The following is a 24,772-nucleotide window of genomic DNA, read 5'->3' as shown; positions in this document are numbered from 1 at the left end:
GGTGACGGCAACTAACCACCGAACGGTCATCGAGGCAAACTTGTGCCCATTTTACAACAACCCCGCACGCCGTCTTCGGCTAGATTGAGCAGGGAACGACCTTCGGTGTGGATATGAGCCTGCGTCGCCGAACCTGTGTCGCTGCGATCTCGGCCGCCGCTCTGCTGGGCGTCGCGGGCGGCGCGAGCGCCGACGGCCGCATCGGCGAAGCCGTGCTGGTGCAGAAGGACGTGCTGCGCGTTGCAGGCGCGTCGAGCAGCCCGATCAATGTCGGCGACGGCGTCGTACGCAACGAGACCGTGCGCACCGGCAATGACAGCGCCGCGCGGCTCGTCATGATCGACAGCACCAATCTCTCGCTCGGCGCCAACGCCACCCTGACGCTCGACCGGACCGTGTTCAACGACGAGACCAGCTATCGCGACATCGCGATCCGGCTCGGCACCGGCGCGTTCCGCTTCGTCACCGGCCATTCCGAGAAGACCGCCTACAAGATCAACACGCCACTCGCGACCATCGGCGTGCGCGGCACCATCCTCGACATCCGCTCGCAGCGCGGCCAGACCATGGTTGTGCTGCAGGAAGGCGCGTCGCGGGTCTGCACCCTCACCTTCCAATGCCTCGAGCTGACCCAGCCCGGCGACACGGCCATCATCACCGCAACCGGCAACGGCAGGAGCACGATCAAGAAGACCAGCAATCCGTCCTGGAGCTTTGCGGCGAGCTGCGCGTCGACATCGGGCCTCTGCACGGTCACCGATCTCGCCAGCAATGCGCCGCCGCAGGATTTCACCGGCATCCTGTGCGGACGATGACGATGAGAACACGCCGCGGTCAGCTTGCTCTCCTGATGACGGCCATCGCCGGCGGGCTGCTCGCGCTCGCCCTGCAAGCCGCGCCGGCCGCCGCGCAGAGCACTTGCGGGGTGGACAACTTCGCGGCGGCGCCGTGCCCGACCCCGTCGCCGTCTCCGACCTCCTCGCCCACCGCGACGCCGACGCCGTCGGCCACGCCGACATCGACCGCCAGTCCGACGCCGACGCCCTCGCCCTCGAGCACGCCGACCCCGTCGCCGTCGCCCACCGGCGCGGGAAACAGCGCCAACGCGATCAACAGCCTCGCCGACCAGCGCTTCAACCAGATGATCACCAACCGCGTGCTCGGGCTGGTGCTGCTCGGCGTCAATGAGCAGGTCAACTGCAGCGACTGCGTCAGCGCGTTCGGCTCGGCCGGCTCGTTCTCGGCGGGCATCCATGGCCGCAAGCAGCTCACCAGCAATCTGGCGCTGCTCGCCGGCCTCGCCTACACGCACTACGACGAGAACGGCTATCACGTGACGTCTGCGCCGATCGGCGCCTTTGCACTGCGCTACGACTTCGCCGACTGGGGCTCGTCGCGGCCGTTCTTCGACGTCGGCACGATCCTGACGCCCTATGAACGCGTGCGCTACGGCCGCAGCTATGCGACGAGCCTCGGCAACGTCACGGTGGACGGCACCACCACGGCATCGAACTACGCGGTCTATGGCCGCGCCGGCTGGATCAGCCGGTTCTCGCCGCGCGACGAGCTCGCGGCCTCGGTCGAGCTGTGGCAATTGTGGCAGCACGTCGCCGGCTATCGCGATCCCACGGTGGCCTTCAACCCGTTCGACGCGACGATCGCCGGCGGCACCGACCGCACCAGCCTGGTCAAGGTCGGCGGCCAGTGGACCCACCTGTTCGGCACGAGCATCGAGGCCAACATCAATGGTGGCTACGTCCAGTCGTTCGCGACCAGCTCCGGCATCGTCGCGACCGTCACCGGCAACGGCACGGTGACGCCGACCATGGGCAACCAGGGCTGGTTCGAATATGGCGGCCGGCTCGGCTTCCGCCTGCCGCAGGGCTGGATCGCCGACCTGTTCGTCAACGGCACGCTCGGCCCGCAGCCGGTCGGCAACACCATCCACGGCGGCATCGGCCTGCGCGTCCATTATTAGCGGGCCGCCCCGGCGCAGCGGATCACCCTGCTCCGCCAAATTTTCATGATCGGCCTGCGCCCGCGTCGCCTTGACCCGCGCCCGGCGGCGGACCTATTGAATGATGATCGTCATTTCAATGCAACGGCTCGCCAGGCGCGCGGAGATCCGATGGACGTTTCCACCCAGGCAACCAGCGAGGCCCGGCGTAGCGGCACGGCAGCTCCGGAGGCGCCAGCGCCGCTTGTCACGCCGGCCCCGGCTCCGTCGCGCGCCAAGGCCGCGTCGGTCCGCACGGCATTGCTCTCCGGCCCGGTGCTGCCGGCGCTGTTCCGCTTGGCGTTGCCGACGATGACGGTGCTGGTGGCGCAGACCGCGGTCAACGTCGCCGAGGCCTACTACGTCGGCTTCCTCGGCACTGATGCGCTGGCCGGCGTCGCGCTGGTGTTCCCGATCTTCATGCTGATGACGATGATGTCCAATGGCGGCATCGGCAGCGGCGTCTCCTCGGCGGTGGCGCGCGCCGTCGGCGCCGGGCACAACGCCGATGCCGATGCCATCGCGTTCCATGCGATCGTGCTGGCGGTGATCGCCGGCGGCCTGTTCACGCTCGCGACCGCCCTGCTCGGCCCGGCCCTGTACCATGCGCTCGGCGGACGCGCAGGCGCGCTGGAGGCCGCGCTGCGCTACTCCAACTATCTGTTCGCCGGCGCCATCCCGGTGTGGATCGTCAACCTGCAGGCGGCGGCGCTGCGCGGCGCCGGCAATGTGCGGGTGCCGGCGCTGGTCACCCTGGTCGGCGCGCTGGTCATGATCCCCGCCTCGCCGCTGCTGATCTTCGGCCTCGGTCCGCTGCCGGGGCTCGGCATCGCCGGCGCGGGCATCGCCTTCGGCCTGTACTACTGCGGCGCCATGCTGGTGCTGGTGCGCACCATGGCCTCCGGCCGCTCCAGCCTGCATGTGCGCGTTGGGCGCCTGCAGGCCCGGCTGTTCGCCGACATCCTGAGGGTCGGGCTGCCGACCGCGCTGAACGCGGTCATGGTCAATCTCACCGTCATCCTGGTGACCGCGCTCGCCGGCCGCTTCGGCACCTCGGAGCTCGCCGCCTACGGCATCGCCTCGCGGCTCGACTACATCATGATCCCGATCCTGTTCGGACTGTGCACGGCCACCCTGACCATGGTCGGCATCAATGTGGGCGCCGGACAGCGCGGCCGTGCGCGCCGCATCGCCTGGATCAGTGCCCTGGCGGGCGCAACGCTGGTCGGGACCATCGGCGTGATCGTGGCGCTGCATCCGCCGCTCTGGCTCGGCCTGTTCAGCCGCGACGCCGAGGTTGTGCGCGAGGGCGCGACCTATCTGCGCACCGTAGCGCCGGCCTACGCCGCGCTCGGCTTCGGCTTCGTGCTGGCTTTTGCCGGCCAAGGCGCGGGGCACGTGCTGTGGCCGTTCGTCGGCTCCGCCCTGCGCGTGCTGATCGCGGCGGGCGGCGGCTATGCCGCCATCGTCATGCTCGGCGGCGGCATGGCCTCGCTCGCCGCAATGGTCACGCTGTCGCTCGTCGCCTACGCACTCGTTTGCAGCCTCGTTCTCTCGCCCCGGATCTGGCGCTCGCGCGCTTAGCGGACACTAACCGGCAAGAGCAATTCAAACGACATGCAACTCACAAGCGGCCACCGCCGAATACAAGCAATTCGCGCGGCTACTACCAGTGAGTGGTGCGAACGAGCACCTCTCGATGATCCGGCAAATACACTGATAACCTTCGGCTTCCGCAACGACGTCGCAGGGTTCCTTTACGGAACCGGATTCAGCATGCGGTAATGTCTGGCCGCCACTTCCTTGCAGCACGGGCTCGCATCCGCCGGCGTCGAGCCTCGGACAGCCATCAGCAGGAAGCGTTGCACATGACCGTATCGATTTCGTCGAAGACACTTCGCGATCTGGCATGGAGATTTGGCCGCGCGAAGGACGGCCAGATCAGCATGATCTTCGCCATCACCATCATCCCCATCCTGGTGTCGGTCGGCGCCGCCGTCGATTTCGCCAAGTCCAGCGACACCAAGGCGCAACTCCAGAAGTCGGTCGATGCCGCGGTCCTCGCCGGCGTGACCCAGGCCAGCGCGCAGCAGGTCTCGACCGCGAGCGCGGTGTTCTCGGGCAGCTTCAAGGGCCGGTTCGGCAGCGGCACATCGGCGACCTTCACGCCCAACGGCGACGGCTCGCTGTCGGGCACCGCGACGACCACGGTGAAGACCTCGTTCCTCAACGTCATGGGCACGACGTCGCTCGGCGTGACGGCGTCCGCTACGGCGAAAGCCGGTGCGCAGGCCAGGTCGCCGGTCTGCATCCTGCTGGTCAGCACCATCAACGCGCAATCGTTGCTGGTGAATTCCGGCGCCCAGCTCAATGCGCCGAGCTGCGAGGTTCACGTGCTGTCGACGCAGAGCCCGGCGGCGATGTTCAACGCCACGCTCAACGTCAAGCGCATCTGCATCAAGGGCACCAACATCACCAAGAACGGCGGCGTCACGCCGCCGGCCGAGACCGGCTGCGCGGCGATCGCCGATCCCTTCGCCGGCAAGCTGCCCGCCGTCACGGTGGGCGCGTGCACCACCAACAACAAGGTCTACGATCCCGGCTCGGTCACGCTCAGCCCCGGCGTGTATTGCGGCGCGACCAATTTCAACGGCTCCGGCACGCTGACGCTCAATCCCGGCCTCTACATCATCAAGGGCGGCGCGATGACCTTCAACTCGGGGTGGACGGTGACGGGCAGCGGCGTCACCTTCTACCTCGTCGACCAGAACGCGACGCTCACCTTCAACGGCAACGTCAATGCGACGCTGTCGGCGCCGACCAGCGGCACCTACGCCAACATCCTGATGTACGAGCCGTCAGGCCTGTCGACGACGAACCTGCCGATCAACGGCACCAGCAGCTCGTCCTACACCGGCCTGATGTACCTGCCGAGCCGCAACGTCACCATCAACTCGGTCTCGACCATGAGCAGCAACAGCGTCACGATGGTGTTCAACACGCTGATCCTCAACCAGACCAACTGGGCGATCGCGCCCGGCGCGCTGTCGATGTCGGCGACCAGCGGCCAGGCCGGCACGGCGTTTTTGTCGAAGTAGCTTGCTGCATATGAGGCACGCTCCAGCCGCAATGACGGTGCGCCCCCTCTCCCCGTTCTTCACGGGGAGAGGGTTGGGGTGAGCGGCAGCCGCACGAGCGGTTTGAGTCGATAGCCTCCACCCGTCTCACCTGAATCACAGAGGTTCGGATCACATCACGAACGTCCTCACGCCAAGAAAGAACGGACCTAACAACTAAGACTTCTTGTGTGGCTGCCCCTCACCCCGACCCTCTCCCCGTAAGAACGGGGAGAGGGAGCGCACCAGTCGTTGTTCTTGCAGCGTTGTTCTTGCAGCGTCGCTCCTGCAACATCGCTCAAGCGGATCGGTTTCCCGGCGATTCTAAAGCACACCGCTGAACCTGCTCTGCTCTCCTTGAGGCCGACGCCTCCCCCGCGCGTCCACCGCCCGCGGCAAGATCCCACGTCATCACGCCTCTCACACCTTTGTCACCCACTCTCCCTTGACACCCAGCGCGACTTGAGATGATGTTATGTTATAACATAACGATTGAGGCCGCATGCCCGTTCGCCGGCACCGACCCCTTCCCCTGAAGAGGCTGTTCGATCTCGATGCGCAAACTCCCCGTCACGGTCTTGTCCGGCTTCCTCGGGGCTGGGAAGACCACTTTGCTGAACCACGTCCTGAACAACCGCCAGGGTCTGAAGGTGGCGGTGATCGTCAACGACATGAGCGAGGTGAACATCGATGCGGACCTCGTTCGCGATGGCGGTGCCAATCTGTCACGGACGGATGAGCAACTGGTCGAGATGACCAATGGCTGCATCTGCTGCACCCTGCGCGACGACCTGCTGAAGGAAGTCCGCACGCTGGCCGAGAGCGGTCGTTTCGACTATCTCGTGATCGAGGCCACCGGCATTTCAGAGCCGCTGCCGGTGGCGGCGACCTTCGACTTCCGCGACGAGCATGGCATGAGCCTGTCGGATGTCGCGCGCCTCGACACGATGGTGACGGTGGTCGACGCGGTCAACCTGCTCAAGGACTATTCGTCGTCCGACTTCCTGACTGACCGCGGCGACCAGTTCGACGGCGACCGGCGCGCGCTGGTCGATCTGCTGGTCGAGCAGATCGAGTTCGCCGACGTGATCGTGCTCAACAAGGTCGACGATGCCAGCAGCGATCAGCGCAACGCCGCGCGCAAGATCATTCGCGCGCTCAATCCGGACGCCGACATCATCGAGACCAGCCAGGGCCGTGTGCCACTGGAGCGCGTGCTTGCGACCGGGCGCTTCGACTTCGACCGCGCCCAGCAGCACCCGCTCTGGTACAGCGAGCTCTACGGCTTCGCCGACCATGCGCCGGAGACCGAGGCCTATGGCGTGACGAGCTTCGTCTACCGCGCCCGCCGGCCGTTCATTCCGGCCCGCTTCGACCGGTTCCTGCGCGAATCCTGGCCGGGCGTGATCCGCGCCAAGGGCCATTTCTGGCTGGCGACCCGGCCGCAATGGCTCGGAGAGATCAGCCAGGCCGGCGCCATCGTCCGCACCAGCGCGCTCGGCTTCTGGTGGGCTGCGGTGCCGCAGAAATTGTGGCCCGAGGACCTCGACTGGCGCACGCGCATGCTCGGGCGCTGGGACGAGGTCTATGGCGACCGCCGCCAGGAGATCGTGTTCATCGGCAGCAACATGGATGAGGCGGGCCTGAGCGCGCGGCTCGACGCCTGCCTGCTGCCGGGGAAGCCTGCGATGGATGTCGCCGCATGGGCGCGGCTGTCGGATCCGTTTCCGGTCTGGCGCCGCGCCGACGAGGCGGCCTGATCGGCATTCATCCGAACTGCGGCTCGAGACAACGAACCGCGAGACACACGCGCGACAGTCGCCCCTGCTTCGCGTGTGAGAGGGAGGGCGGTATAGCCACTCCCTGCCCGGCGGAGCCGTCGCGAGACGGCTCCGCCATTTCCTTGATGGCTACGGCTTCGACTCGGCGGGATCGCGGTGCACCGGATCGATCCACAGCACCGTCTCCGGCTTCTCGACCGGCTCGATGTCGATGTTGATCGCGACCGCCTCGCCGTCGCTGCGCACCAGCACGCATTCCAGCACTTCGTCCGGGCTGGCGTTGATCTCCTGGTGCGGCACATAGGGCGGCACGAAGATGAAGTCGCCGGGGCCGGCCTCCGCGGTGAATTGCAGCCGATCGCCCCAGCGCATCCGCGCCTTGCCCTTGACGACGTAGATCACGCTTTCGAGATGGCCGTGATGATGCGCGCCGGTCTTGGCGTCCGGCCGGATCGTGACGGTGCCGGCCCACAATTTCTGCGCGCCGACGCGCGCGAAGTTGATCGCGGCCTTGCGGTCCATGCCCGGTGTCGACGGCACGTTGCCATCGAGCTGATGACCCGGAATGACGCGGACGCCGTCGTGCTTCCAGCGCTCGTCGCCGTGATCGTGGGAATGGCCGTGCGCGTGATCGTGAGAGCCTGACATGATTTTCTTCTTCTCGGATTCTTGTGTTCGGAGGAACCGGCGCGATTGTAGTCGAAATGCCGCATCGGCGCCATTGCGGTTCCACGCGAACCTTTTCGCAACGCCCGCGTTGAGTCCGCACAGTTCACACACACAATGGAGAGACATCATGGGTGCGACCATGGACAAGATCAAAGGTGCGACCAACGAGGCGATCGGCAAGGCCAAGCAGGGCATCGGCGAAGCCACCGGCAACGACCGTCTGCAGGGCGAAGGCGCGATCCAGGAAGTGAAGGGCAAGGGCCAGCAGGCGCTGGGCGATGCCAAGCAGGCGACCAAGGACGCGGTGAACACCGCCGCCGGCGCTGCGAACAAGAACCTCTGAGCAGGATCGGCGCGGTCGCTGAGGTCGCGCGATGACGATCTCCAGAAACTAACAAGACCGGCCCCTCGCGGGCCGGTCTTCGCGCCGTTGTTAGTTGACGACGAATAGCAACTATCGGCGTCCCAACCGGCGCCTATGAATGCGCCCTCTCCCCTTGTGGGAGAGGGCATGCAGGACAGTCCCCACAAGCTTCGTCGGGTGAGGGGTATCTCTCCCCGAGCATCGCTCGCCGAAGGATACCCCTCACCCTATAGCGTTCGCGGATGGGCCGGTGATGTCCTCTCCCACCCTGGCGAAGCTCCGCTTCGCCTTGGGGGAGAGGACGCTGTATCGCACAGCACGCTTGCTGACCGAACCGCCCTCACTCTCCCAGACCTACTTCACGCCCAGCAGCTCGACGTCGAACATCAAGGTCGCGTTCGGCGGAATCACGCCGCCGGCACCGCGTGCGCCATAGCCGAGCTCGGGCGGAATGATCAGCGTGCGCTTGCCGCCGACCTTCATGGTCGCGACGCCCTCGTCCCAGCCGGCGATCACGCGCTTCATGCCGATCGGGAATTCGAACGGCTCGTTGCGATCCACCGACGAGTCGAATTTCTTGCCCTTCTGACCGTTCTCGTAGAGCCAGCCCGTATAATGCATCACGCAGGTCTGACCGCGCGTCGGCGTCGCGCCGGTGCCTTCCTTGGTGTCGATGATCTGCAGTCCGGAGGGAGTGGTCATGGTCTTTCCTGTCGGTTGGGCGGAACTGGTCTGGGCCGCGACCGCGCGGGAGCCCAGCACGACACCGGCCGCGGCCGATGCCGCCATCATCAGCGCAACTCTTCTGTTCATCGGACGCCGCATGCTCCAGACCGCCTCTGCTCGTTCACGGGAGCTGCGGTTTAGCCCAAGCGGGAGCGGCTGACCAGCCCGGCATCTGCTTCCGAAAAAAATAATCCTATTGCCAATAATCGGAAATCATGATTATCTCCGCGCATCCCGCCTCACCGCAGAGGGGCGTAGCGCGCGATCGTCACGACACGCGAGGCGGGGTGCGATGGCCGCGAGAGATCGCAGCATTCTCTTCGACGAGGATGCGGACGAACGATATCTTGCGGACGTGAAGTCGCAGCGTCCTGACACCCCGACGCTGGTGTCACCCGCGCGATGCGCAAGCATCGTCGCGGCATGGTGGCCAACAAGCCCGGCGCACCAGGGAGACTGCGTATAAGCGTGAAGACCGTCGCGCAGGGAATGCCGGAGTGTTCGGCTTTGCCTGTGGTACCTGCCGCCTGCATTTTTTTCGCAGGCGGGCCATGGGTGAGGCCTTCACCCGGCATTCCCTGCGCCCTCCGCACTTTCAAGAGGGCCACATGGATCGCAGCACTCGGGCATCACATGCCGCGAGGCCGCGCTGCCGTGTCCCGGCCCTGTCATCAGCTGTTTGAGTCGTAAATCCGCCAAACCCACCGCTGTCGTCCCGGACAAGCCGTGACGCGCGCCAGCGCGTCGCGGCGCCGATCCGGGACCCATACGCCGCGGCGGACGTGATGGGCACAATGCCAATGACCAGTCTGCCTCAAACCCCTCCCTGGTGGTATGGGTCCCGGCGCCGCGTGCGCAATTGCGCACCAGGCCGGGACGACAATGGAGTTTGTCGCGGCAGTCAAAGCCATTTCCAGTGCATGAGACAACCGAGCAAGGGATTGAGACGTTCCGTCGGCGATGCACCTGATCGTGATGATCCCGCTTTGGACAACCGCTGCTCTGCGATTGCAACTGCGCCGTTTGCTGTTATGGAAACGCGGCTTCAACGGGGGGGTAAGATGATTTGGAAATTGCGTTTGGCTGGTCTTGCGCTGGCGACCGTCGTGATGGCGCAGCCCGCTTTGGCTGCCGATGATCCGACCGGCACCTGGCTGACCCAGGCCGGCGACGCCAGGATCAAGGTCGCCAAATGCGGCGCCGGTCTCTGCGGCACCGTCGTGTGGCTGAAGGAGCCGATGGACACCGACACCGGCAAGCCGGCCGTCGACAACAAGAATCCGAATCGCGCGCTGGCCAACCGCCCGATCATCGGCCTGCAACTGTTCGAAGGCGTTCACGCGGAGGGGCCGAACAAATGGTCCGGCAAGATCTACAACGCCGATGACGGCCAGAGCTACACCAGCCACATCTCCGTCTCCGGCCCGGACACGCTGAAGGTTGAAGGCTGCGTCGGATCGCTGTGCGGCGGCGAGACCTGGACCCGCGCGCGCTGATCAGCGCTCAGGCGACCGCGGCCTTCAACGCGGTCGCAGCCGACGCGTAGCCGCCTCGCGCGCCGTCGATGAAGTGGACGTGATCCGGCCGGATCGCGGACGGCGTGAAGCAGGTCATCATCGCGGCATCCTGGCGATGCAGCCCGTAGCGGACGATGCCGCGCGACGCCGCCGCGCCAAGCCGGCGCTCCAGGTCCTGCGCGAGCTCATCGGTGCAGTCGAGGATCATGCGCAGCGCATCGTCATATTTGCGGAAGTCGGAATTCTCGACCACCTGCTGCTTGTAGAGATCCGGCACGAAGCCGCCGATACTGATGTTGAACCGCATCACGGCATAGACGAACAGCGTCCGTCCGAGCACGCGGGCCCAGCGCGACAACAGCGGTCCGCGCGCGGCGCGGACTTCGTAGCCAAATCCCTGCGGCGGCCATCGCAGCGCCGGCGCGCCGGCCGGCACCGGCCGCCCGGCGTCGGGGCTGCGCTCGGTGAGGGTGATGATCTCCTCGATCACCCTGCGATAGGCCTGCGCATCCGCGCCGGGCGCCGGCAGCACCAGCACTGACAGGATGACGCCGCGCGCCGCCGGAATCTCCTCGAAGCGGCACGATAGTCCGGACAGATCGGGCTGCGCACCGGACGGCGCCGGCGTCATCGCGAACTCGCCCCGCTTCATCGCGGCCTCGGCCCAGCCCAGTCCGCCGCCCGCGAACATCGCGTAGGACAGGTTGGCAGACGGGCCGTAGCGCGCCACGCGGACGTCGAGGCCCTGTGCGCGGATCGCGCTCACCGGCACCAGGGCGACACGCATCGCGAGAGCGAGATCCTCCCTGACCCAGGTCGCGGTGGCGGCAAGGGCTTCGCGCGCGGCCGCTTCGTCATCCGGCCCGACGGCGAAGCTCGCCCCGTCGCCCCCGAACACGAATGGGAATTCGCGCCCCTCCAAGGCGTTGGTGACGGCGGCGATGACCGCCGCCCCGGCCATGTTGACCGCCTTGTAGCGCCTGTCGGCGATCGCCTTGGTCGACTCGACGATGTCAGCCGTGCCGATCAGCCAGTCATCCGGCACCGGCTGGTAGAGCTGCGGCTCCATCAGGCGCGCGAAGCCGCGAAACACCGGAATCGAGGCATAGTAGTCCGCAGCGCTGGTCTTCGACATTGAGAGGCATCCGTCCGGGGTGCGCGTCCAATGAGGAGCTACGTTCTTTCCTGTCAAGCGGGTTCAGGCAACGATATTCGGCAGCGGACGTGTCGCCTGACGGATTGCACCGCGTTATCGTTCCATCGGCATTGACGTGCTAGCCTATCGCCATCATGGCCGACACCTCACCCGTTCCACAACTCGCCGCCCGCGCGCTCCAGATCGCGGACCGCATCAATACCGCCGGCTTCGAGGGCCAAGTGCTGTCGGCGACGCCGCTGGCGGTCCGCATCGGCGAGACGGGTATCGCCGTGGTCTTCCGCTACGGCGTCGTCGTCTTCATCGGCCTGTCGGTGGCGGAGGAGATCAACTTCCTCGACCGGCTGAGCGCGCGACTGTTCGGCCCGATCGCGCCGCACGAGGAAGAGACGGCCAAGGTCCAGGTCGCGCGCGAATCCGACGAGCCGATCCCGGTCGGAGGCCCGGTCCTGGTCAAGGAATTGTCGCTGGAGCGGCTGCTCATCGTCGCCGATGCGCTGGCCAAGAGCGTCGTGCTCGGCCGCAGCGAGCGCGAGATCGCCAACGTGTTCGACACGATCGAGCCGTTCGCGCGCGAGCTGGCGCTGCTGGGGCGAACATCGAAGAGCCGGGTGGCGATGCTCAAGCTGCTCGGCGAGGCGCTGCTGGTGCAGCACCGCGTCTCCGGCCGCGTGGCGGTCGGCGAGAAGCCGGACGTGTTGTGGGACCGGCCCGATCTGGAACGGCTCTATGCACGGCTCGAGGACGAGTATGAGCTGAAGGAGCGGGAGGACACCCTCAACCGCAAGCTCGCGGTGATCGCGGAGACGGCGACCACGCTCGCCGACATCATCGACACCAAGCGCTCGCTGCGGCTCGAGGTCATCGTCGTCATCCTGATCGCCTGCGAGATCGTGCTCGGCTTCTACGAGATCTTCGCCCGCGGCGGGCATTGACGGCAGAGCCTCGACCGGCGGCCATCGCATTCAGCGATGGTTCAGACGCGGCATGGAACTCTCGCCGTTGCGCGATGAGCGATGCTGGGGGATGTCGAACCATGACGTGGGTGGGAGCTTGCGACCGTCGCCGGCGGCAGCCAGCCACGAGGTGTGGCGAGCGCCCCGCCGCCGACGCGGCGATGCTGGTCCGCCAATGCCGTCACACCAGCGCTCTGACGTTCCAAGTCGCATGACGGACCCCGGCAAGCTTCGCCAGCTCGGACACGACGCGGTCGAGATCGACCGTATCGACCGCGAGCGGCACCAGCGTCGCGATGATCTCGACGATGTCCTCGGAGCGATAGACAACCTCGGTCTCCCGCACCGGGTATTTGGCCGCCTCCAGCCGCTCGTCGAGCGCCTCGCGCAGCTCGGCGGCGCGCAGCCCGTCGGTGGTCAGGACGATCTCGTAGTTCGCCTCCGAGGTCTGCGCATTGAGCGGGATGCGATCGATCGCATTGACCAGCGGCCGCAGCAAGGTGTTGCCGGCCAGCACGAACACCGTCAGCGCCACCGACTGCGCGATCAGGTCGGCGCCGGCGCAGGCGCCGACCGCGGCGGACGCCCACAGCGTCGCGGCGGTGTTGAGGCCGCGGACGTTCATGCCCTCCTTCATGATCGTGCCGGCGCCGAGGAAGCCGATGCCCGACACCACATAGGCGATGATCCGCACCGCGCCGTCGGCGCCGGTGAGGCGGTTGCCGAGGTCGACGAAGGCGGCCGCGCCGACGGCGACCAGCACGTTGGTGCGCAGGCCGGCGCTGCGCTGCCGGTATTGCCGCTCGGCGCCGATCAGCGTGCCCAGCACGAACGCCGTGAACAGGCTCACGAGCGTGTCGAGGAAGTCGAAGACCTGGAAGGTGTGGAGGAATCGCATGGGCTTGCTGACTGTCTACGGTATTACGCTCCGTGGCCCGCCTGGCGGCAGCGGCACGCGTAGCATTCGGCGGCGGAACCGTCGCGAGAAGGCCGCTTTCTTAAGCCGTCCTTGATCGAAATCAAATCCCCGTCCCTCCCGTATACTTTAGGCTGATATGATCAACAGGCAGATGACGTCCGGCAAACAAATGACGCCATTCTCCGACGTCCGCAGGGATCACAGCCCGGCCGTCCGGCTGGGACATGATGCGGTGAGCGCGGTGAAGCTGTCCCAGGAGCTCACCGCCGAGATCGACGCCTGGGCGGAGGCTCACCAGATGACACGCTCCGACGCCATCGGCCAGTTGCTCACGATCGGCCTGCATGCATCGCGGCCGGCCGCAGCCGGGCAGCCCACGTCGCGGGATCCCGTCGCCATCGAGCAGAATGCGATCCGGCTGATCGATCGGATGCTCGATCCGAGCCTGTCCGCCGAGGAGCGCGAGCGGCGGATCCGCCGCCTGATCGAAGGTCCTGCGGAATTTGCCAACGAACGGATCGACCTGCCGCGGCATCCAGGCTGACGCGAACGGCTCAGGCGGCCGAGCGCGCCACCACGGCCTCGTAGATGTCGTCCTCCTGCGCCGTGTGCATGCGGACCAGTGTCTCGATCGCCTCGATCACCCGTTGCGCATCGCGGATCAGATAGCGGTCCACATGTTCGGACGGCAGATCCTCGACCAGCCGGCCGAGCAGGCGCGCCAGATGCAGGATCTCGCGATGCGCGCGGCTCATTGCCGACAGGCCGTGGCTCTCCTGCAGGAGGCGAGCAAGCTTCGGATAGACCGAGCCCTCGTCGTCGCGCTCATGCGCCACGACCTTGTCCTGCACCACGCCGTTCGCCTCCATGATCAGCGCCACGGCGCCGTCGGGCGGGGCTTCGTCGAGCGCATCGACGATCGCGCGCAGGCGGTCGAGGCCGCGCAGCAGCGCCTGGTGATCATGCCTGAGCCCTCGGCCGTCTTCGGCCGTGATCCGGCCGGCCTTGCTGCGGCCGGCCGGGAACAGAGCGCGGAGCGCGTTGAGGATGACGGCGACGTCGATGGCTTCCTGGACCAGGGCCGCGGGCACCGGCTGCAGCAGGCCGAAGGCCGCGGCCCCCATCGCCACGAACGACAGGCCCATGCCGACGAAGATGCTCTCCAGGGCGATGCGTCGGGCGCGCTGCGCGATCACGATCGCCTCGCCGACGCGATCGAGCCGATCGGCGAGAATGACCACGTCGGCGGCTTCCGACGAGGCGCTGGCACCACGGGCGCCGAGCGCGATGCCGACGTCGGCGGAGGCCAGCGCCGGAGCATCGTTGATGCCGTCGCCCACCATGATGGTGGGATGCAGCCGCTGCTCGCTCTTGACCGCCTCCACCTTGTCGGAGGGGACACGGTCCGCCAGCACGGCGTCGAGGTCGAGCGCCGCGCCGATCGCCTGGGCGGCCGCGGCGCGGTCCCCGGTCACCATGACCATGCGCGCGATGCCGGCCTCGCGGAGCCAGCGGATCGCGCGCGGCGTATCCGCGCGCAGCTCGTCCGCCAGCAGCAGCGCCCCGATCGGGCGCCCCTCGATCGCAACGAAGACGATCAGCGCCGACCGCCACGACGCCCGGCGGATCGCGCGCGCCGCCCAGGGCGGCGGCGTCCGGCTGCCGAGCACGAGGTCGCGCGAGCCGGCCATCACAGGGCGGCCATCGATCAGACCTTCGAGGCCCGAGCCCATGGTTTCCCTGACCTGTTCGGGCACCTTCAGCTTCAGCCCGCGCGCCTGGCCGGCCTGAACGATCGCGTGCGCCACCACGTGGTGCGAGGCCTGCTCGAGCGATGCGCAGAGCAGCAGCACCGCATCGGCGTCCTCGCCCGGCGCGGCGTCGACCGACAGCAGCCGCGCGCCGCCGACGGTCAGCGTGCCCGTCTTGTCGAACAGCACGGTATGGGCGCGCGCGAGCGCCTCGAGCTTGCCGCCGCCTTTGACCAGAATGCCGCTTCGGGCCGCCTGCGCCACGCCGGCAATGAAAGCGACGGGTGCAGCGAGAATCAGCGGGCACGGCGTTGCCGCCACCAGCACGGCAAGACTCCGGATCAGATCGCCCGAAGCCAGATAGGCGGCCCCCGCGATGGCGAGGCTGACGGGCAGGAAGATCAGCGCATAGCGGTCGGCAAGCCGCACGAACGGCGCCTTCGCGGTCTGGGCCGTCGTCACCAGCTTGACGATGCCGGCATAGGTGCTTTCGCCCGCAGTGGCGGTGACCGCCATTTCGAACGTGTCGCCGGCATTCACCGATCCCGACAGGATCGCCATCCCGCGCGTCTTCGTCACCGGGATCGGCTCCCCCGTGAGCGCCGACTCGTCGACGACCGCGATGGTCGCTTCGACCATGCCATCGACCGGGACGATCTCGCCGGCGCGGACCATCAGGCGATCACCGACCGCGACGCTGGCGATCGGAACGTTGTCGATCTGGTCGCCACGGCGGCGATGTGCCTCGCGCGGCGCGCGATCGACCAGCGCGCGCAGATCGTGCTCGGCGCGGGCGACGGCAATGTCTTCGAGCACGTTGCCGCCGGAATACATCAGCGCCACGACAGCGCCGGCCAGCGGCTCGCCGAGGATGATCGCCGCGCTCATCGACACCAGCGCGATCGCGTCGACGCCGATGCGGCCGGCCAGGACATCGCGGACGATCGAGACGATCAGCCCCAGGATGACCGGAACGGTCGAGGCCGTAAAAGCGATCCCGGCAAGATCGGGGCGACCGAGCACATGCGCGAGGCCGCCCGCGGCGAGGCCCGCGATTGCGATCGCGACGAGGGTCCACCGCAGAATGCGCTCGAACATGGATACCGGTTCCGGATTGCGCCGGCACTATCGCTGCTGCCGCCCGTCGGACCCTTGAGCGAAATCAACGGCGAGAGCGACCGATCGCCGCAAATGGCTCAGGCGGTATTGCCTGCATCGACCGTCAGCACGGTGCCGGTGACATTGCGCCCGCCATCGCCGAGCAGGAATTCAACCATCGCCGCCACGTCATCCGTTTCCGGCAGCCGTCGCAACGCGCTGCGGCCGGCGATGCGCCGCTGCTGCTCCTCGTCCATGCTCTGCGTCAGCTCGGTGGCGATGAAGCCCGGTGCGATCGCGTTGACGGTGATGCCGACCTTGCCGACCTCGCGCGCCAGCGAGCGCGTGAAGCCGTTGGCCGCCGCCTTGGTCGCGCCGTAGACGGACAGGCCGTTGTAGCCGGTGGAGGCGATGATCGAGGAGATGTTGATTACCCGCCCCTCGCCCGCGGCCATCATGTGGCGAACGACGTATTTCGTCAGGATCATCGGCGCCAGAACGTTCAGCCGCACCAGGGCCTCGATCTCCGAATTATGCATGGTCGCGAGCAGGCCCTCGGTGCCGAGACCGGCATTGTTGACGAGACCGTAGAGCGGACCAAACTCGTCGCGCACCGACTTCACGAAGGCGGGTAGTTCGTCAACGATGCTGAGGTCGCAGGCGCGGAAATGAATGCCGGCGCTGCTGGCGCTGAACTCGGCGATCGCAGCGCGCAGTTCCTCGCTTTCCCGGCGGGCCACCGTGACGACGTCATAGCCAGCGCCAGCGAGCCTGCGCGCGATGGCGAGCCCGATGCCGCGGCTGCCGCCGGTGACGAGAACGTTACGCATCGGCGCGCGCCAGCTTGCCGGCCGGTGTGACGTCGAGCGCCGGCACGATACGGATCATCGCCGGCACCTTGTGGGGCGCGAGGCGCGCGCGGCACGCGGCGAGGATCTCATTGCGGACCGCCTCGGTCCGCGCCGGATCGGCATCCGCCGTCAGCACGACCTCGGCGACGACGATGCCGCCGGTGATCGGGCTGCGCCGCGACTTGGCGCGCGACATCCGCACCTCGGGATGGCCATTGATCACGGCCTCGATTTCTTCCGGATGGACCTTGAGCCCGCCGACATTGATGATGCCGTTGCGGCGCCCGACGAAGTAGTAGCGATCGCCGCGCAGCTCGACCATGTCACCGGTATCGACATAACCATCCGTATCGGTCAGGGCGGCCGCAGCGCGTCCGACATAGGCGTGCGCGGCGCGCTTGGAGCGAATGCGCAGCGAGCCGTCGGCGACCTTCATGTCGACGGCACCGCGGCCTTCGCCGAGCAGCGTCGCAGGAAAGCCCTCCAGCCCATCATTGACGGCGAAGCCGACGCCGGCCTCGGTCGAGGCGTAGGCATGACCGATCGAAGCGTGGGGGAATGCCAGCTTCAATCCATCGAGCACGGCCTGGTCGGCGATCTCGCCGGAGAGACGCACATAGCGCGGCGCGAAGCCTTCCACTGCCCCACTCATCAGCAGCTTGCGCCAATGCGACGGCGTTCCGGACATGTGCGTAACGCCGCGTGCGTTGAGACGCGCGACGTGGTCCGATAGTCCCTCGCCCGGATCCGACAATACCATGGAGCCGCCGCCGACGATGGCGCGCAGGAAGATCTGCAGGCCGCCATAGCGGCGGATGTCGTAGAACGTCGCCCACACCGGCATGGCTTCGCCAGGTACCGGACGGTCGCCGATGATCGCGCCGCACAGACCGTCCAGCGTATGCCCGACAATCTTTGGCACGCCCGATGTACCCGATGTCAGCATCAGCCATTCGGTGGCGCGCACCGTTTGCACGACCGCGGCAGAAGGCTGCGGCAGGGCGACCTCGATCACGAGATCGACACCGCAGGCGTCGAAACGCTGGACCTCATCGGTCACGATGGCGTCGATGTCCGCATCGGCAATGATGCTGGCGAGATGCTCGCCCTTGAGATCCGGCGGACACAACAGGAGACGTCGTGCGACGCCATCGATCTCGATCAGCGCAAGGCCGGCGAGGAGCTGGCCGGAGGTCGCCAGCAGCACCGAACGTCCGTTGAGCTCTTCGGTGCGGCTGCCGAGGCAGCTCCCGCGCGAGAGCTCGGCGAGCGATATGACGTGACGCGGATCGGAGATCGTCCGTTCGGTCAGCGCGGTCCCGAGATGGTCGCGAAGGGCGAAGATCTCACGCGGGGACATTCTCATAGGCCCCGATGAAGTCGCCTATCGTGTTGGGGAACGTCACATCCTCGGACAGGGTGAACGGATCGACGCCGAGATCGTCCTCGAGACGGGCGACCAGGATGGCGAAAGCGAGCGAGTCGAAGCCGGTCTCATGCAACGTCAGCTCGTCGGTCAGCGGCGGCAGCTTGACCTTCTGTTCTTCCGCAATCTGCTTGATCGCTGCAATGATTCTTAACCGTACCGACATGGGCCAATCCGCGCACTGTTCAAACGATGAAACCGACCATAGGGCCAGAAGGTGAAGGAACCCGGACTGGCCCGCGATGTTTCGGGACCGTTGGTAAATGCCCATCATGGCCTATGATTAAAATCACCTACAAACGAACCTCGCCGGCGAGGATCCGCGCATGCAGATCGCGATCGAGCGGGTAATATGCACCTGTCCCGGCGTCTCGCACGTAGAGCGGCTCGTGCACGACCGACGGATCGAAGCCGTCGCGCATCAGCTCCTGCTTCTTCTGCTTGAATGTTTCAGTCGACCGCAGCGACGACGTGATGCGGAGCGCCACCGGCCGCGCGTAGGACGGCAACCTTCGGGCAAGTTCGACGGAGAGACGATCGAGATCGAAGCTATCGCCGACGACGAGCGCGGCCATCCCGGCGCGCCCATCGGTCCCCGGCACGACAACACCATAGGTCGATGCTTCCAACACGCCGGGACATTGCAGGATCGCCTCGTTCACCTCGCTGGTCGCGACGTTCTCGCCCTTCCAGCGGAAGGTGTCGCCGAGACGATCGACGAAATAGAAGAAGCCCTGATCGTCCTGGCGCATCAGGTCACCGGTGCGGAACCAGGCATCGCCCTTCTCGAAGACGTCGCGCAGGATCTTCTTCTCCGTCTCGCCCGTATCGGTATAGCCTTCGAAGCGACCGCCTCCCTTGTCCGCCGTACCGATGCGGCCGATGGCCTCGCCGATCTCGCCGCGCGTGCAGACGAGGCACCGTCCGTCGGCTCCGCGCAGGGGTGCGCGCTGGTCGGCATCCAGCTTGATGATTTCGGCGGGAAAGCGATGCGCGAGCAGCGACGGCACGCGCCCGATCGATCCCACCCTGCCCTCGACATTGTAGAGCGAGAAGTTGCCTTCGGTCGCGGCATAGAATTCCAGCACCTGAGGAATGCGGAAACGCGCCTGGAACGCCTCCCAGACGTCACCGCGCATGCCGTTGCCGCAGGCGAGCCGCAGCCGATGCGCGCGGTCGAAATCGGACGGCGCGGCGGCCAGCAGATAGCGGCAGAGCTCGCCGATATATTGCAGCAGCGTGCAATCGTGACGGACGATGTCGCGCCAGAAATTGCGCGCCGAGAATTTCTCGGCGAGCACCGCGGCTCCCCCGGCGCGCAGCATGCTGCAGGGCGCGACGATGCCGCCGACGGAATGATAGACCGGCAGACAGTCATAGAGGCGATCGTCGGGACCTGCGCCGGTGAGGCCGGCAAACCATCCGCCCCAGTTCATGATGCGGCGATGGCTGATGCTGGCGGCCTTGGGCAGGCCCGTCGTGCCGGAGGTGTAGATCAGCAGCGCGCGGTCGTTGATCGTCACAGCGCGGCGCTCGGTTGGGTCGAGCGCGTGCGTATCCATCGCGGCGATCGCGACGTCGAGATCGCCGCCGTCGGCAAACCAGACACGCGGCCCGCCCGCGATCAACGGCGCAACCTCCGTATAAGCTTCGTGGAAGTCCTTGGAGACGATCACATGGATTGGCCGGGCCACATTGATGCAATGCGCGAGCGACGGTCCGATGAGATTGGCGTTGATGAGCGCAACAACACCGCCGACGCGGCTGATCCCGAGCCAGGCGGCCAAGTAGTCGGGCCGGCTCGGCATCATCAAGGCGACCGTGTGGCCCGGCCCGATGCCGTTGGCCAGCGCCCAGCGGGCGTATCGGTTGATGCGCGCAGACAGGGCGGAATAGCTCAGCGTCTCGCGATCGGAGACCAGCGCCGGCCGTTCGGGCTGCTTCGCAGCCCAGTCGTCCACCACGTCGGCGAACAGCCGCGCCGGCTCTGCCTCGATGCGCGAGGTCAGATCGATCGCCTTCAGCCAGATCTTCGCCGCCGACGGCTTCCGAGAGGCCGTGCTGAGTTCCACAGATCGATCCGACTGCCCGGAGTTCATGAACGCCCTCGCCCCAATTCGGCGTGCTTATAGGCGGTGTGGCCTCACCAGCCGTTAATCGGGAGGGTTAACCGGCCGAGAGTGCGTGGCTGTTGATGCGAATGCGATCCTTTACGAAGTTCTCGGAAATGCCGGTTAGCGTACCGCTCCCAGAACATGCCAACGCGAAGGCCGGCATGCCCAAGGACACGATGACACGACGCGCATTGCTGCGCTGCGCCGCCTGGAGCAGTGTTGCAGCCATGACTTCGACCACGGCGTTCGCCGGAGTTGATGCGCCCTATCCGGCTCAGCCCGTCACCTGGGTCATTCCGTTTGCCCCGGGTGGAGCCACCGGCCGGCTGTCGCTCCTGATCTGCGACCGGCTGACCCGCCGCCTGGGCCAGCCCTTCGTGCTCGATCACCGGCCGGGTGCGGGCGGCGCCACTGCCACCAAGAGCGTCGCGAGCGCCGCGCCGGACGGCTACACGATCCTCGCGACCTCGACCGCGAACGTCATCACCGCCTCGGTCGACGGCTCGCCGAACACCGACGAAGACCTCACGCCGGTCGCCGGCATGGCGCGCATGCCGCTGCTGCTGCTGGTCAGCCGGCAGCTGCCGGTCAAGACGCTGCCCGAATTCCTGGCCTATGCCAAGGCCAACCCGGGCAAGCTCAGCGTCGGCTCCGCCGGTCCCGGCACCGTCCAGCTGCTGTCGGCCGAGCTGTTCCGGACACTCGGCGGCCTCACGTGGTCGACTGTGCACTATCGTGGCTCGGGTCCGGCCCTGACCGACCTCGCCTCCGGCCACATCCACGCGATGTTCGACAACGCCGCTTCCGCCGTCGACCTTTTGCGCAGCGGCAAGGTCCGGGCGCTGGCCGTCACGACGCGCGAGCACGCCGCCGCCTTCCCCGATCTGCCGCCGGTCGCCGACGTGCTGCCGGCGTTCGAAACCTCCGGCTTCTATGGCGTCGCCGTGCCGCACGGCACGCCGAAAGCCATCGTCGAGCTGCTCAACCGCGAGATCAACGCCGCGCTGGCCGATCCCGACATCAGCAGGCAGTTCGCCGAGGTCGGCGCCACGCCGCTCATCGGCGACGTCGGCGTCTACACCGCGACCTACCGCGCCGAGATCATGCACTGGCGCAAGCTGGTGCCGCAGGTGAGCGCGAAGAACTGACCTCCGCGCCCGGCGACTCGCCTGCCTCAGGCCCCCGCGACGCCCTGCAGCACCAGCCGGTTGAGACGGGCCGCGAAGGCGGCCGGATCCTCCGGCAGTTCGCCGTCGAGGATCTGCGCCTGCTCGAGCAGCAGGAACGACAGATCGTCGACCTTGGCCTTGTCGGCGGCGGCCTTGGCGACCGCCACGACCAGCGGATGGCGCAGATTGATCTCGAGGATCGGCTTGGTGCGCGCCCCGCGCGCCTGCTGCGACAGGATGCGCTCCAGCTCGCGATCGGGACCATGGCTGCCGGCCACCAGGCACGACGCGCTGGTGGTGAGCCGGGTCGAGACCTTCACGTCGGTGACGTGATCGCCGAGGCTCGCCTTGATCAACGCGATCGTGTTGGCCTCGTCGGCCGCCGGCTGCGCCTCGTCCTCGGCCTTCGGCTCCGTCACCGGGATCGGATCGAAGTTGATGTCGCCCTGGCTCAGCGACTTCAGCGGCTTGCCGTCATATTCGAGCCGCGCCGAGGTCCAGAACGCATCGACCGGATCGGTCAAGAGCAGCACCTCGACGCCACGTGCCTTGGCCGCCTCGAGCCGCGGATTGGACTTCAGCCGCTCGATGCTGTCACCGACCAGGAAGTAGATCTCGGTCTGGTTCTCCTTGAGGCCCTCGACATATTGCTTCAACGAGCGCTTCTCGCCGGTCGTCGTGGTGAAGCGCGCCAGCGCCAGCAGCTTGTCACGGCGCTCGAAGTCCTCGTAGAGTCCCTCCTTGATGACGGCGCCGAAGGAGTCCCAGATCTTGTCGAAGTTCTCGGCGTCCTTCTCGGCCAGCTGCTCCAGCTCGCTGATCACCCGCGTCGTCACCGCTTTGCGGATCTGCGCCAGCTGCGGATTGTTCTGCAGCATCTCGCGCGACAGATTGAGCGGCAGATCCTCACTGTCGATCACGCCGCGGATGAAGCGCAGGTACGCCGGCATCAGGTCGGCGTCGTCGGTGATGAAGACGCGGCGGACATAGAGTTTGACCTTGCCCTTGCGCGCCGGCTCGAACAGGTCGAACGGCTTGGTCGAGGGCGCGAACAGCAGCACGGCATAGGAATAGCGGCCCTCGGCGCGGTAGTGCAGCGTCATCGCCGGCTCGTCGAACGCATGCGCGATCGACTTGTAGGCCTTGCTGTAGTCCTCCGGCGTCAGCTCGGATTTGGAGCGCTGCCACAGCGCGCTGGCGGAGTTGATCTGGCGCGGCTCGCCCTCCTCCGGCACCAGCATGATCGGGAACTGGATGTTGTCGGAATAGGCGGTGACGATGCGCTCGATCTCATAGGTTTCGAGATATTTCTTCGCGTCGTCCTTGAGGTGCAGCACGATCTCGGTGCCGCGCGCAACCCGCTTGGCATCCTCCTCGGACGCGGGCGCCACCTCGAAGCCCGCCCCGCCCGACGAGGTCCAGGTCCAGACCTCGCCGCCGCCGGCGCGGCGGCTAATCACCTGGATGCGGTCGGCGACCATGAAGGCCGAATAGAAGCCGACGCCGAACTGGCCGATCAGGCCGGTGCCGTCCTTGGCCTCGGCCAGCTTCTGCACGAACGCCTTGGTGCCGGAGCGGGCGATGGTGCCGAGATGGTCGATCAGCTCCTGGCGCTCCATGCCGATGCCGCTGTCGGCAATGGTCAGCGTATCAGCGGCCTTGTTCGGGATGATGCGGATCTGCGGCGGCTCGCCGTCGCCGATCAGATCGGGTCTGGCGATCGCCTCGTAACGCAGCTTGTCACAGGCGTCCGAGGCGTTCGAAATCAGCTCGCGCAGGAAAATGTCGGTCTCGGAGTAGACCGAATGCACCATCAGATGGAGCAGCTCGGAGACTTCGGCCTGGAAGGAATGGCTAACGGTGGCGGTGTCGGTCATCGTCGTACGTTGGCCCATGCTATCAGGGGTGGAGAGAGACCGTCGATATAGCGCGGCGGCGGCACCGATCAAGCCTTTCGGCCAGGGGGATCGTCGACCGATCGTTCGGCGGCCGCGAGCAGCTTGTCGATGACCGTGTCGAGGGTCGCGATCTCGGCGGCCGAAAGCACGCTCAGCAGATCGGCCTCGCGCGCCAGCGCATGGGGCACGATCCTGCGGTACAGCCCTCTGCCGGCAGCCGTCAACGCCACGATCCGCTCGCGGCCGTCCGCGGGATCGCGGCTCCGGCTGACGATGCCGCGGGCCTCCAGGCTCTGCATGGCGCGGCTGACATTCATCTTGTCGAGAGTCGTCAGCCGGCCGATCTCCTTGGTCGGCAGCCGCGGCTGCTCGCCGAGCGCCGCCAGGATCCGCCATTCCTGGCGCGACAGCGCGAAGCGGTCGGCATAGACCTCCGCCACCGCCAGCGACACCTGCTCGGCGAGCCGGGCAAGCCGGTAGGGAAAATAGCGCTGCAGCCGAAGCTCGGGCTCGGCGGCCCCCTCTCCATTTGTCCGGCCGCGGGTCTCGTTGGCCACCTTCGTCATCGCATCCCCTGCCTTCGTCCGTTCCAGGCGCTCGTCCCGGCGACCTCGATCCGATCCACATCGGGTTGATCTGGATCAAAGCCACACAATCGTATCATTCGTTACTATCCTGCCAACAATGATCATGGGAGGACCATCGTGCAGATCGAGAAGATTCATCACGTCGCCTATCGCTGCGTCGACGCCAAGGCCACCGTCGAGTTCTATAAGAAGGTCCTCAACATGGACCTGCTCGGCGCGATCGCCGAGGACAAGGTGCCCTCGACCAAGGCGCCAGATCCCTACATGCACATCTTCCTCGATGCCGGGAACGGCAACATCCTCGCCTTCTTCGAGCTGCCGAACTCGCCGCCGATGGGGCGCGATCCGAACACGCCGGAATGGACCCAGCACATCGCCTTCCAGGTGAAGGACATGGAGGAGCTCGAGGAAGCCAAGGCCCGCGCCGAGGCCGCCGGTCTCGACGTCGTCGGCATCACCGACCACACCATCTTCAAGTCGATCTATTTCCATGATCCGAGCGGCCACCGGCTGGAGATCGCGGCCTGGACCGCGACGCCGGAGCAGATCACGCGGATGAAGTCGGTCGCCCACGCCATGGTCGACGAATGGGCCACGACCAGGAAGCCGCCGCGGCACACCGCCTGGATGCACGAGAAGGAATTCGCCGGCAGCGACTGAGCGATTGCTCGTTCCGAC

22 protein-coding genes are annotated in these 24,772 nt (G+C 66.8%); 11 read left to right on the top strand and 11 right to left on the bottom strand.

What is annotated here, in order from left to right; all coding sequences use genetic code 11:
* The first annotated feature begins 113 nt into the window (after positions 1-113).
* The 5 genes from QW845_RS17060 (at position 114) to zigA (ending at position 6,872) form a co-directional block, all read left to right on the top strand.
* The gene (locus tag QW845_RS17060) at positions 114-815 is read left to right on the top strand and encodes a FecR domain-containing protein (protein ID WP_315802715.1); all 702 of its coding nucleotides are present in this window, start codon (positions 114-116) and stop codon (positions 813-815) included.
* Positions 812-1,978, top strand: coding sequence for a hypothetical protein (locus QW845_RS17055; RefSeq protein WP_315802714.1), 1,167 nt, complete (start codon positions 812-814; stop codon positions 1,976-1,978). The genes QW845_RS17060 and QW845_RS17055 overlap by 4 nt, the downstream gene beginning before the upstream one ends.
* 150 nt (positions 1,979-2,128) lie before the next feature.
* A complete protein-coding gene (locus QW845_RS17050) occupies positions 2,129-3,580 on the top strand; it encodes an MATE family efflux transporter (protein ID WP_315802713.1) in 1,452 nt (483 codons plus the stop codon).
* A 284-nt stretch (positions 3,581-3,864) separates the two neighbouring features.
* A complete protein-coding gene (locus QW845_RS17045; RefSeq protein WP_315802712.1) occupies positions 3,865-5,094 on the top strand; it encodes a TadE/TadG family type IV pilus assembly protein in 1,230 nt (409 codons plus the stop codon).
* Positions 5,095-5,666: 572 nt separating this feature from the next.
* Positions 5,667-6,872: a zinc metallochaperone GTPase ZigA gene (gene zigA, locus QW845_RS17040; protein WP_315802711.1), complete on the top strand. Its 1,206-nt coding sequence runs from the start codon at positions 5,667-5,669 to the stop codon at positions 6,870-6,872.
* Between the two features lie 150 nt (positions 6,873-7,022).
* On the opposite strand, the gene QW845_RS17035 is transcribed toward zigA, so the two are convergent.
* Positions 7,023-7,541, bottom strand: a complete 519-nt coding sequence (locus QW845_RS17035) for a cupin domain-containing protein (RefSeq protein WP_315802710.1) — start codon at positions 7,539-7,541, stop codon at positions 7,023-7,025.
* A 148-nt stretch (positions 7,542-7,689) separates the two neighbouring features.
* On the opposite strand from QW845_RS17035, the gene QW845_RS17030 reads away from it, so the two are divergent.
* Positions 7,690-7,905, top strand: coding sequence for a CsbD family protein (locus QW845_RS17030; protein WP_315802709.1), 216 nt, complete (start codon positions 7,690-7,692; stop codon positions 7,903-7,905).
* A gap of 375 nt (positions 7,906-8,280) precedes the next feature.
* Here QW845_RS17030 and QW845_RS17025 read toward each other — a convergent pair whose 3' ends face one another.
* Positions 8,281-8,739, bottom strand: coding sequence for an FKBP-type peptidyl-prolyl cis-trans isomerase (locus tag QW845_RS17025; RefSeq protein ID WP_315802708.1), 459 nt, complete (start codon positions 8,737-8,739; stop codon positions 8,281-8,283).
* A gap of 974 nt (positions 8,740-9,713) precedes the next feature.
* Between QW845_RS17025 and QW845_RS17020 the strand changes: the two genes are divergently transcribed.
* Positions 9,714-10,148, top strand: a complete 435-nt coding sequence (locus QW845_RS17020) for a DUF2147 domain-containing protein (RefSeq protein ID WP_315802707.1) — start codon at positions 9,714-9,716, stop codon at positions 10,146-10,148.
* Between the two features lie 7 nt (positions 10,149-10,155).
* Here QW845_RS17020 and QW845_RS17015 read toward each other — a convergent pair whose 3' ends face one another.
* Complete coding sequence (locus QW845_RS17015; protein ID WP_315802706.1) at positions 10,156-11,304, bottom strand: DUF3095 domain-containing protein; 1,149 nt, start codon at positions 11,302-11,304, stop codon at positions 10,156-10,158.
* Between the two features lie 155 nt (positions 11,305-11,459).
* Between QW845_RS17015 and QW845_RS17010 the strand changes: the two genes are divergently transcribed.
* Positions 11,460-12,260, top strand: a complete 801-nt coding sequence (locus tag QW845_RS17010; protein WP_315802705.1) for an RMD1 family protein — start codon at positions 11,460-11,462, stop codon at positions 12,258-12,260.
* A 202-nt stretch (positions 12,261-12,462) separates the two neighbouring features.
* Here the strand turns inward: QW845_RS17010 and QW845_RS17005 are convergent, their stop codons facing one another.
* Positions 12,463-13,179, bottom strand: coding sequence for an MgtC/SapB family protein (locus QW845_RS17005; RefSeq protein WP_315802704.1), 717 nt, complete (start codon positions 13,177-13,179; stop codon positions 12,463-12,465).
* Between the two features lie 157 nt (positions 13,180-13,336).
* Between QW845_RS17005 and QW845_RS17000 the strand changes: the two genes are divergently transcribed.
* The gene (locus QW845_RS17000) at positions 13,337-13,744 is read left to right on the top strand and encodes a hypothetical protein (protein ID WP_315802703.1); all 408 of its coding nucleotides are present in this window, start codon (positions 13,337-13,339) and stop codon (positions 13,742-13,744) included.
* Between the two features lie 10 nt (positions 13,745-13,754).
* Here QW845_RS17000 and QW845_RS16995 read toward each other — a convergent pair whose 3' ends face one another.
* The 5 genes from QW845_RS16995 to QW845_RS16975 all read right to left on the bottom strand — a co-directional run bounded on the left by QW845_RS16995 (position 13,755) and on the right by QW845_RS16975 (position 20,425).
* Positions 13,755-16,049 carry a heavy metal translocating P-type ATPase gene (locus QW845_RS16995; RefSeq protein ID WP_315802702.1) on the bottom strand — a complete coding sequence of 765 codons (2,295 nt, stop codon included), beginning with the start codon at positions 16,047-16,049 and terminating at the stop codon, positions 13,755-13,757.
* Between the two features lie 98 nt (positions 16,050-16,147).
* Positions 16,148-16,879 (bottom strand): SDR family NAD(P)-dependent oxidoreductase, encoded by a 732-nt coding sequence (locus QW845_RS16990; RefSeq protein WP_315802701.1) that lies wholly within the window; start codon positions 16,877-16,879, stop codon positions 16,148-16,150.
* Entirely contained in the window at positions 16,872-18,260 is a 1,389-nt protein-coding gene (locus tag QW845_RS16985; protein ID WP_315802700.1) for a fatty acid--CoA ligase family protein, read from the bottom strand. Before QW845_RS16985 ends, QW845_RS16990 begins: the two co-directional genes overlap by 8 nt.
* On the bottom strand, positions 18,247-18,492 hold the full coding sequence (locus QW845_RS16980) for an acyl carrier protein (RefSeq protein WP_315802699.1): 246 nt from the start codon (positions 18,490-18,492) through the stop codon (positions 18,247-18,249). The genes QW845_RS16985 and QW845_RS16980 overlap by 14 nt, the downstream gene beginning before the upstream one ends.
* Positions 18,493-18,619: 127 nt before the next feature.
* Positions 18,620-20,425, bottom strand: a complete 1,806-nt coding sequence (locus tag QW845_RS16975; protein ID WP_315802698.1) for a long-chain-acyl-CoA synthetase — start codon at positions 20,423-20,425, stop codon at positions 18,620-18,622.
* 176 nt (positions 20,426-20,601) lie between these two features.
* Between QW845_RS16975 and QW845_RS16970 the strand changes: the two genes are divergently transcribed.
* Positions 20,602-21,588: a tripartite tricarboxylate transporter substrate binding protein gene (locus tag QW845_RS16970; protein ID WP_315802697.1), complete on the top strand. Its 987-nt coding sequence runs from the start codon at positions 20,602-20,604 to the stop codon at positions 21,586-21,588.
* A gap of 26 nt (positions 21,589-21,614) precedes the next feature.
* Here the strand turns inward: QW845_RS16970 and htpG are convergent, their stop codons facing one another.
* Entirely contained in the window at positions 21,615-23,486 is a 1,872-nt protein-coding gene (gene htpG, locus QW845_RS16965) for a molecular chaperone HtpG (protein ID WP_315802696.1), read from the bottom strand.
* Between the two features lie 68 nt (positions 23,487-23,554).
* The gene (locus QW845_RS16960; protein ID WP_315802695.1) at positions 23,555-24,073 is read right to left on the bottom strand and encodes a MarR family winged helix-turn-helix transcriptional regulator; all 519 of its coding nucleotides are present in this window, start codon (positions 24,071-24,073) and stop codon (positions 23,555-23,557) included.
* Between the two features lie 138 nt (positions 24,074-24,211).
* Here QW845_RS16960 and QW845_RS16955 point away from each other — a divergent pair, with 138 nt between their 5' ends.
* On the top strand, positions 24,212-24,754 hold the full coding sequence (locus QW845_RS16955; protein ID WP_315802694.1) for a VOC family protein: 543 nt from the start codon (positions 24,212-24,214) through the stop codon (positions 24,752-24,754).
* The last annotated feature ends 18 nt before the right edge of the window (positions 24,755-24,772 follow it).

Source organism: Bradyrhizobium sp. SZCCHNS3002, assembly GCF_032377435.1.
In the GTDB taxonomy this organism is placed as follows: domain Bacteria; phylum Pseudomonadota; class Alphaproteobacteria; order Rhizobiales; family Xanthobacteraceae; genus Bradyrhizobium.
Note: the sequence above shows the minus strand (reverse complement) of the source record. Positions and strands in the feature narration are given on the sequence as shown.

Excerpts from the sequence above, each read along its gene's own strand:
- QW845_RS17060 (WP_315802715.1), top strand. The coding sequence starts at position 114 with ATGAGCCTGCGTCGCCGAACCTGTGTCGCTGCGATCTCGGCCGCCGCT.
- QW845_RS17055 (WP_315802714.1), top strand. The coding sequence starts at position 812 with ATGACGATGAGAACACGCCGCGGTCAGCTTGCTCTCCTGATGACGGCC.
- QW845_RS17050 (WP_315802713.1), top strand. The coding sequence starts at position 2,129 with ATGGACGTTTCCACCCAGGCAACCAGCGAGGCCCGGCGTAGCGGCACG.
- QW845_RS17045 (WP_315802712.1), top strand. The coding sequence starts at position 3,865 with ATGACCGTATCGATTTCGTCGAAGACACTTCGCGATCTGGCATGGAGA.
- zigA (WP_315802711.1), top strand. The coding sequence starts at position 5,667 with ATGCGCAAACTCCCCGTCACGGTCTTGTCCGGCTTCCTCGGGGCTGGG.
- QW845_RS17035 (WP_315802710.1), bottom strand. The coding sequence starts at position 7,541 with ATGTCAGGCTCTCACGATCACGCGCACGGCCATTCCCACGATCACGGC.
- QW845_RS17030 (WP_315802709.1), top strand. The coding sequence starts at position 7,690 with ATGGGTGCGACCATGGACAAGATCAAAGGTGCGACCAACGAGGCGATC.
- QW845_RS17025 (WP_315802708.1), bottom strand. The coding sequence starts at position 8,739 with ATGAACAGAAGAGTTGCGCTGATGATGGCGGCATCGGCCGCGGCCGGT.
- QW845_RS17020 (WP_315802707.1), top strand. The coding sequence starts at position 9,714 with ATGATTTGGAAATTGCGTTTGGCTGGTCTTGCGCTGGCGACCGTCGTG.
- QW845_RS17015 (WP_315802706.1), bottom strand. The coding sequence starts at position 11,304 with ATGTCGAAGACCAGCGCTGCGGACTACTATGCCTCGATTCCGGTGTTT.
- QW845_RS17010 (WP_315802705.1), top strand. The coding sequence starts at position 11,460 with ATGGCCGACACCTCACCCGTTCCACAACTCGCCGCCCGCGCGCTCCAG.
- QW845_RS17005 (WP_315802704.1), bottom strand. The coding sequence starts at position 13,179 with ATGCGATTCCTCCACACCTTCCAGGTCTTCGACTTCCTCGACACGCTC.
- QW845_RS17000 (WP_315802703.1), top strand. The coding sequence starts at position 13,337 with ATGATCAACAGGCAGATGACGTCCGGCAAACAAATGACGCCATTCTCC.
- QW845_RS16995 (WP_315802702.1), bottom strand. The coding sequence starts at position 16,049 with ATGTTCGAGCGCATTCTGCGGTGGACCCTCGTCGCGATCGCAATCGCG.
- QW845_RS16990 (WP_315802701.1), bottom strand. The coding sequence starts at position 16,879 with ATGCGTAACGTTCTCGTCACCGGCGGCAGCCGCGGCATCGGGCTCGCC.
- QW845_RS16985 (WP_315802700.1), bottom strand. The coding sequence starts at position 18,260 with ATGTCCCCGCGTGAGATCTTCGCCCTTCGCGACCATCTCGGGACCGCG.
- QW845_RS16980 (WP_315802699.1), bottom strand. The coding sequence starts at position 18,492 with ATGTCGGTACGGTTAAGAATCATTGCAGCGATCAAGCAGATTGCGGAA.
- QW845_RS16975 (WP_315802698.1), bottom strand. The coding sequence starts at position 20,425 with ATGAACTCCGGGCAGTCGGATCGATCTGTGGAACTCAGCACGGCCTCT.
- QW845_RS16970 (WP_315802697.1), top strand. The coding sequence starts at position 20,602 with ATGCCCAAGGACACGATGACACGACGCGCATTGCTGCGCTGCGCCGCC.
- htpG (WP_315802696.1), bottom strand. The coding sequence starts at position 23,486 with ATGACCGACACCGCCACCGTTAGCCATTCCTTCCAGGCCGAAGTCTCC.
- QW845_RS16960 (WP_315802695.1), bottom strand. The coding sequence starts at position 24,073 with ATGACGAAGGTGGCCAACGAGACCCGCGGCCGGACAAATGGAGAGGGG.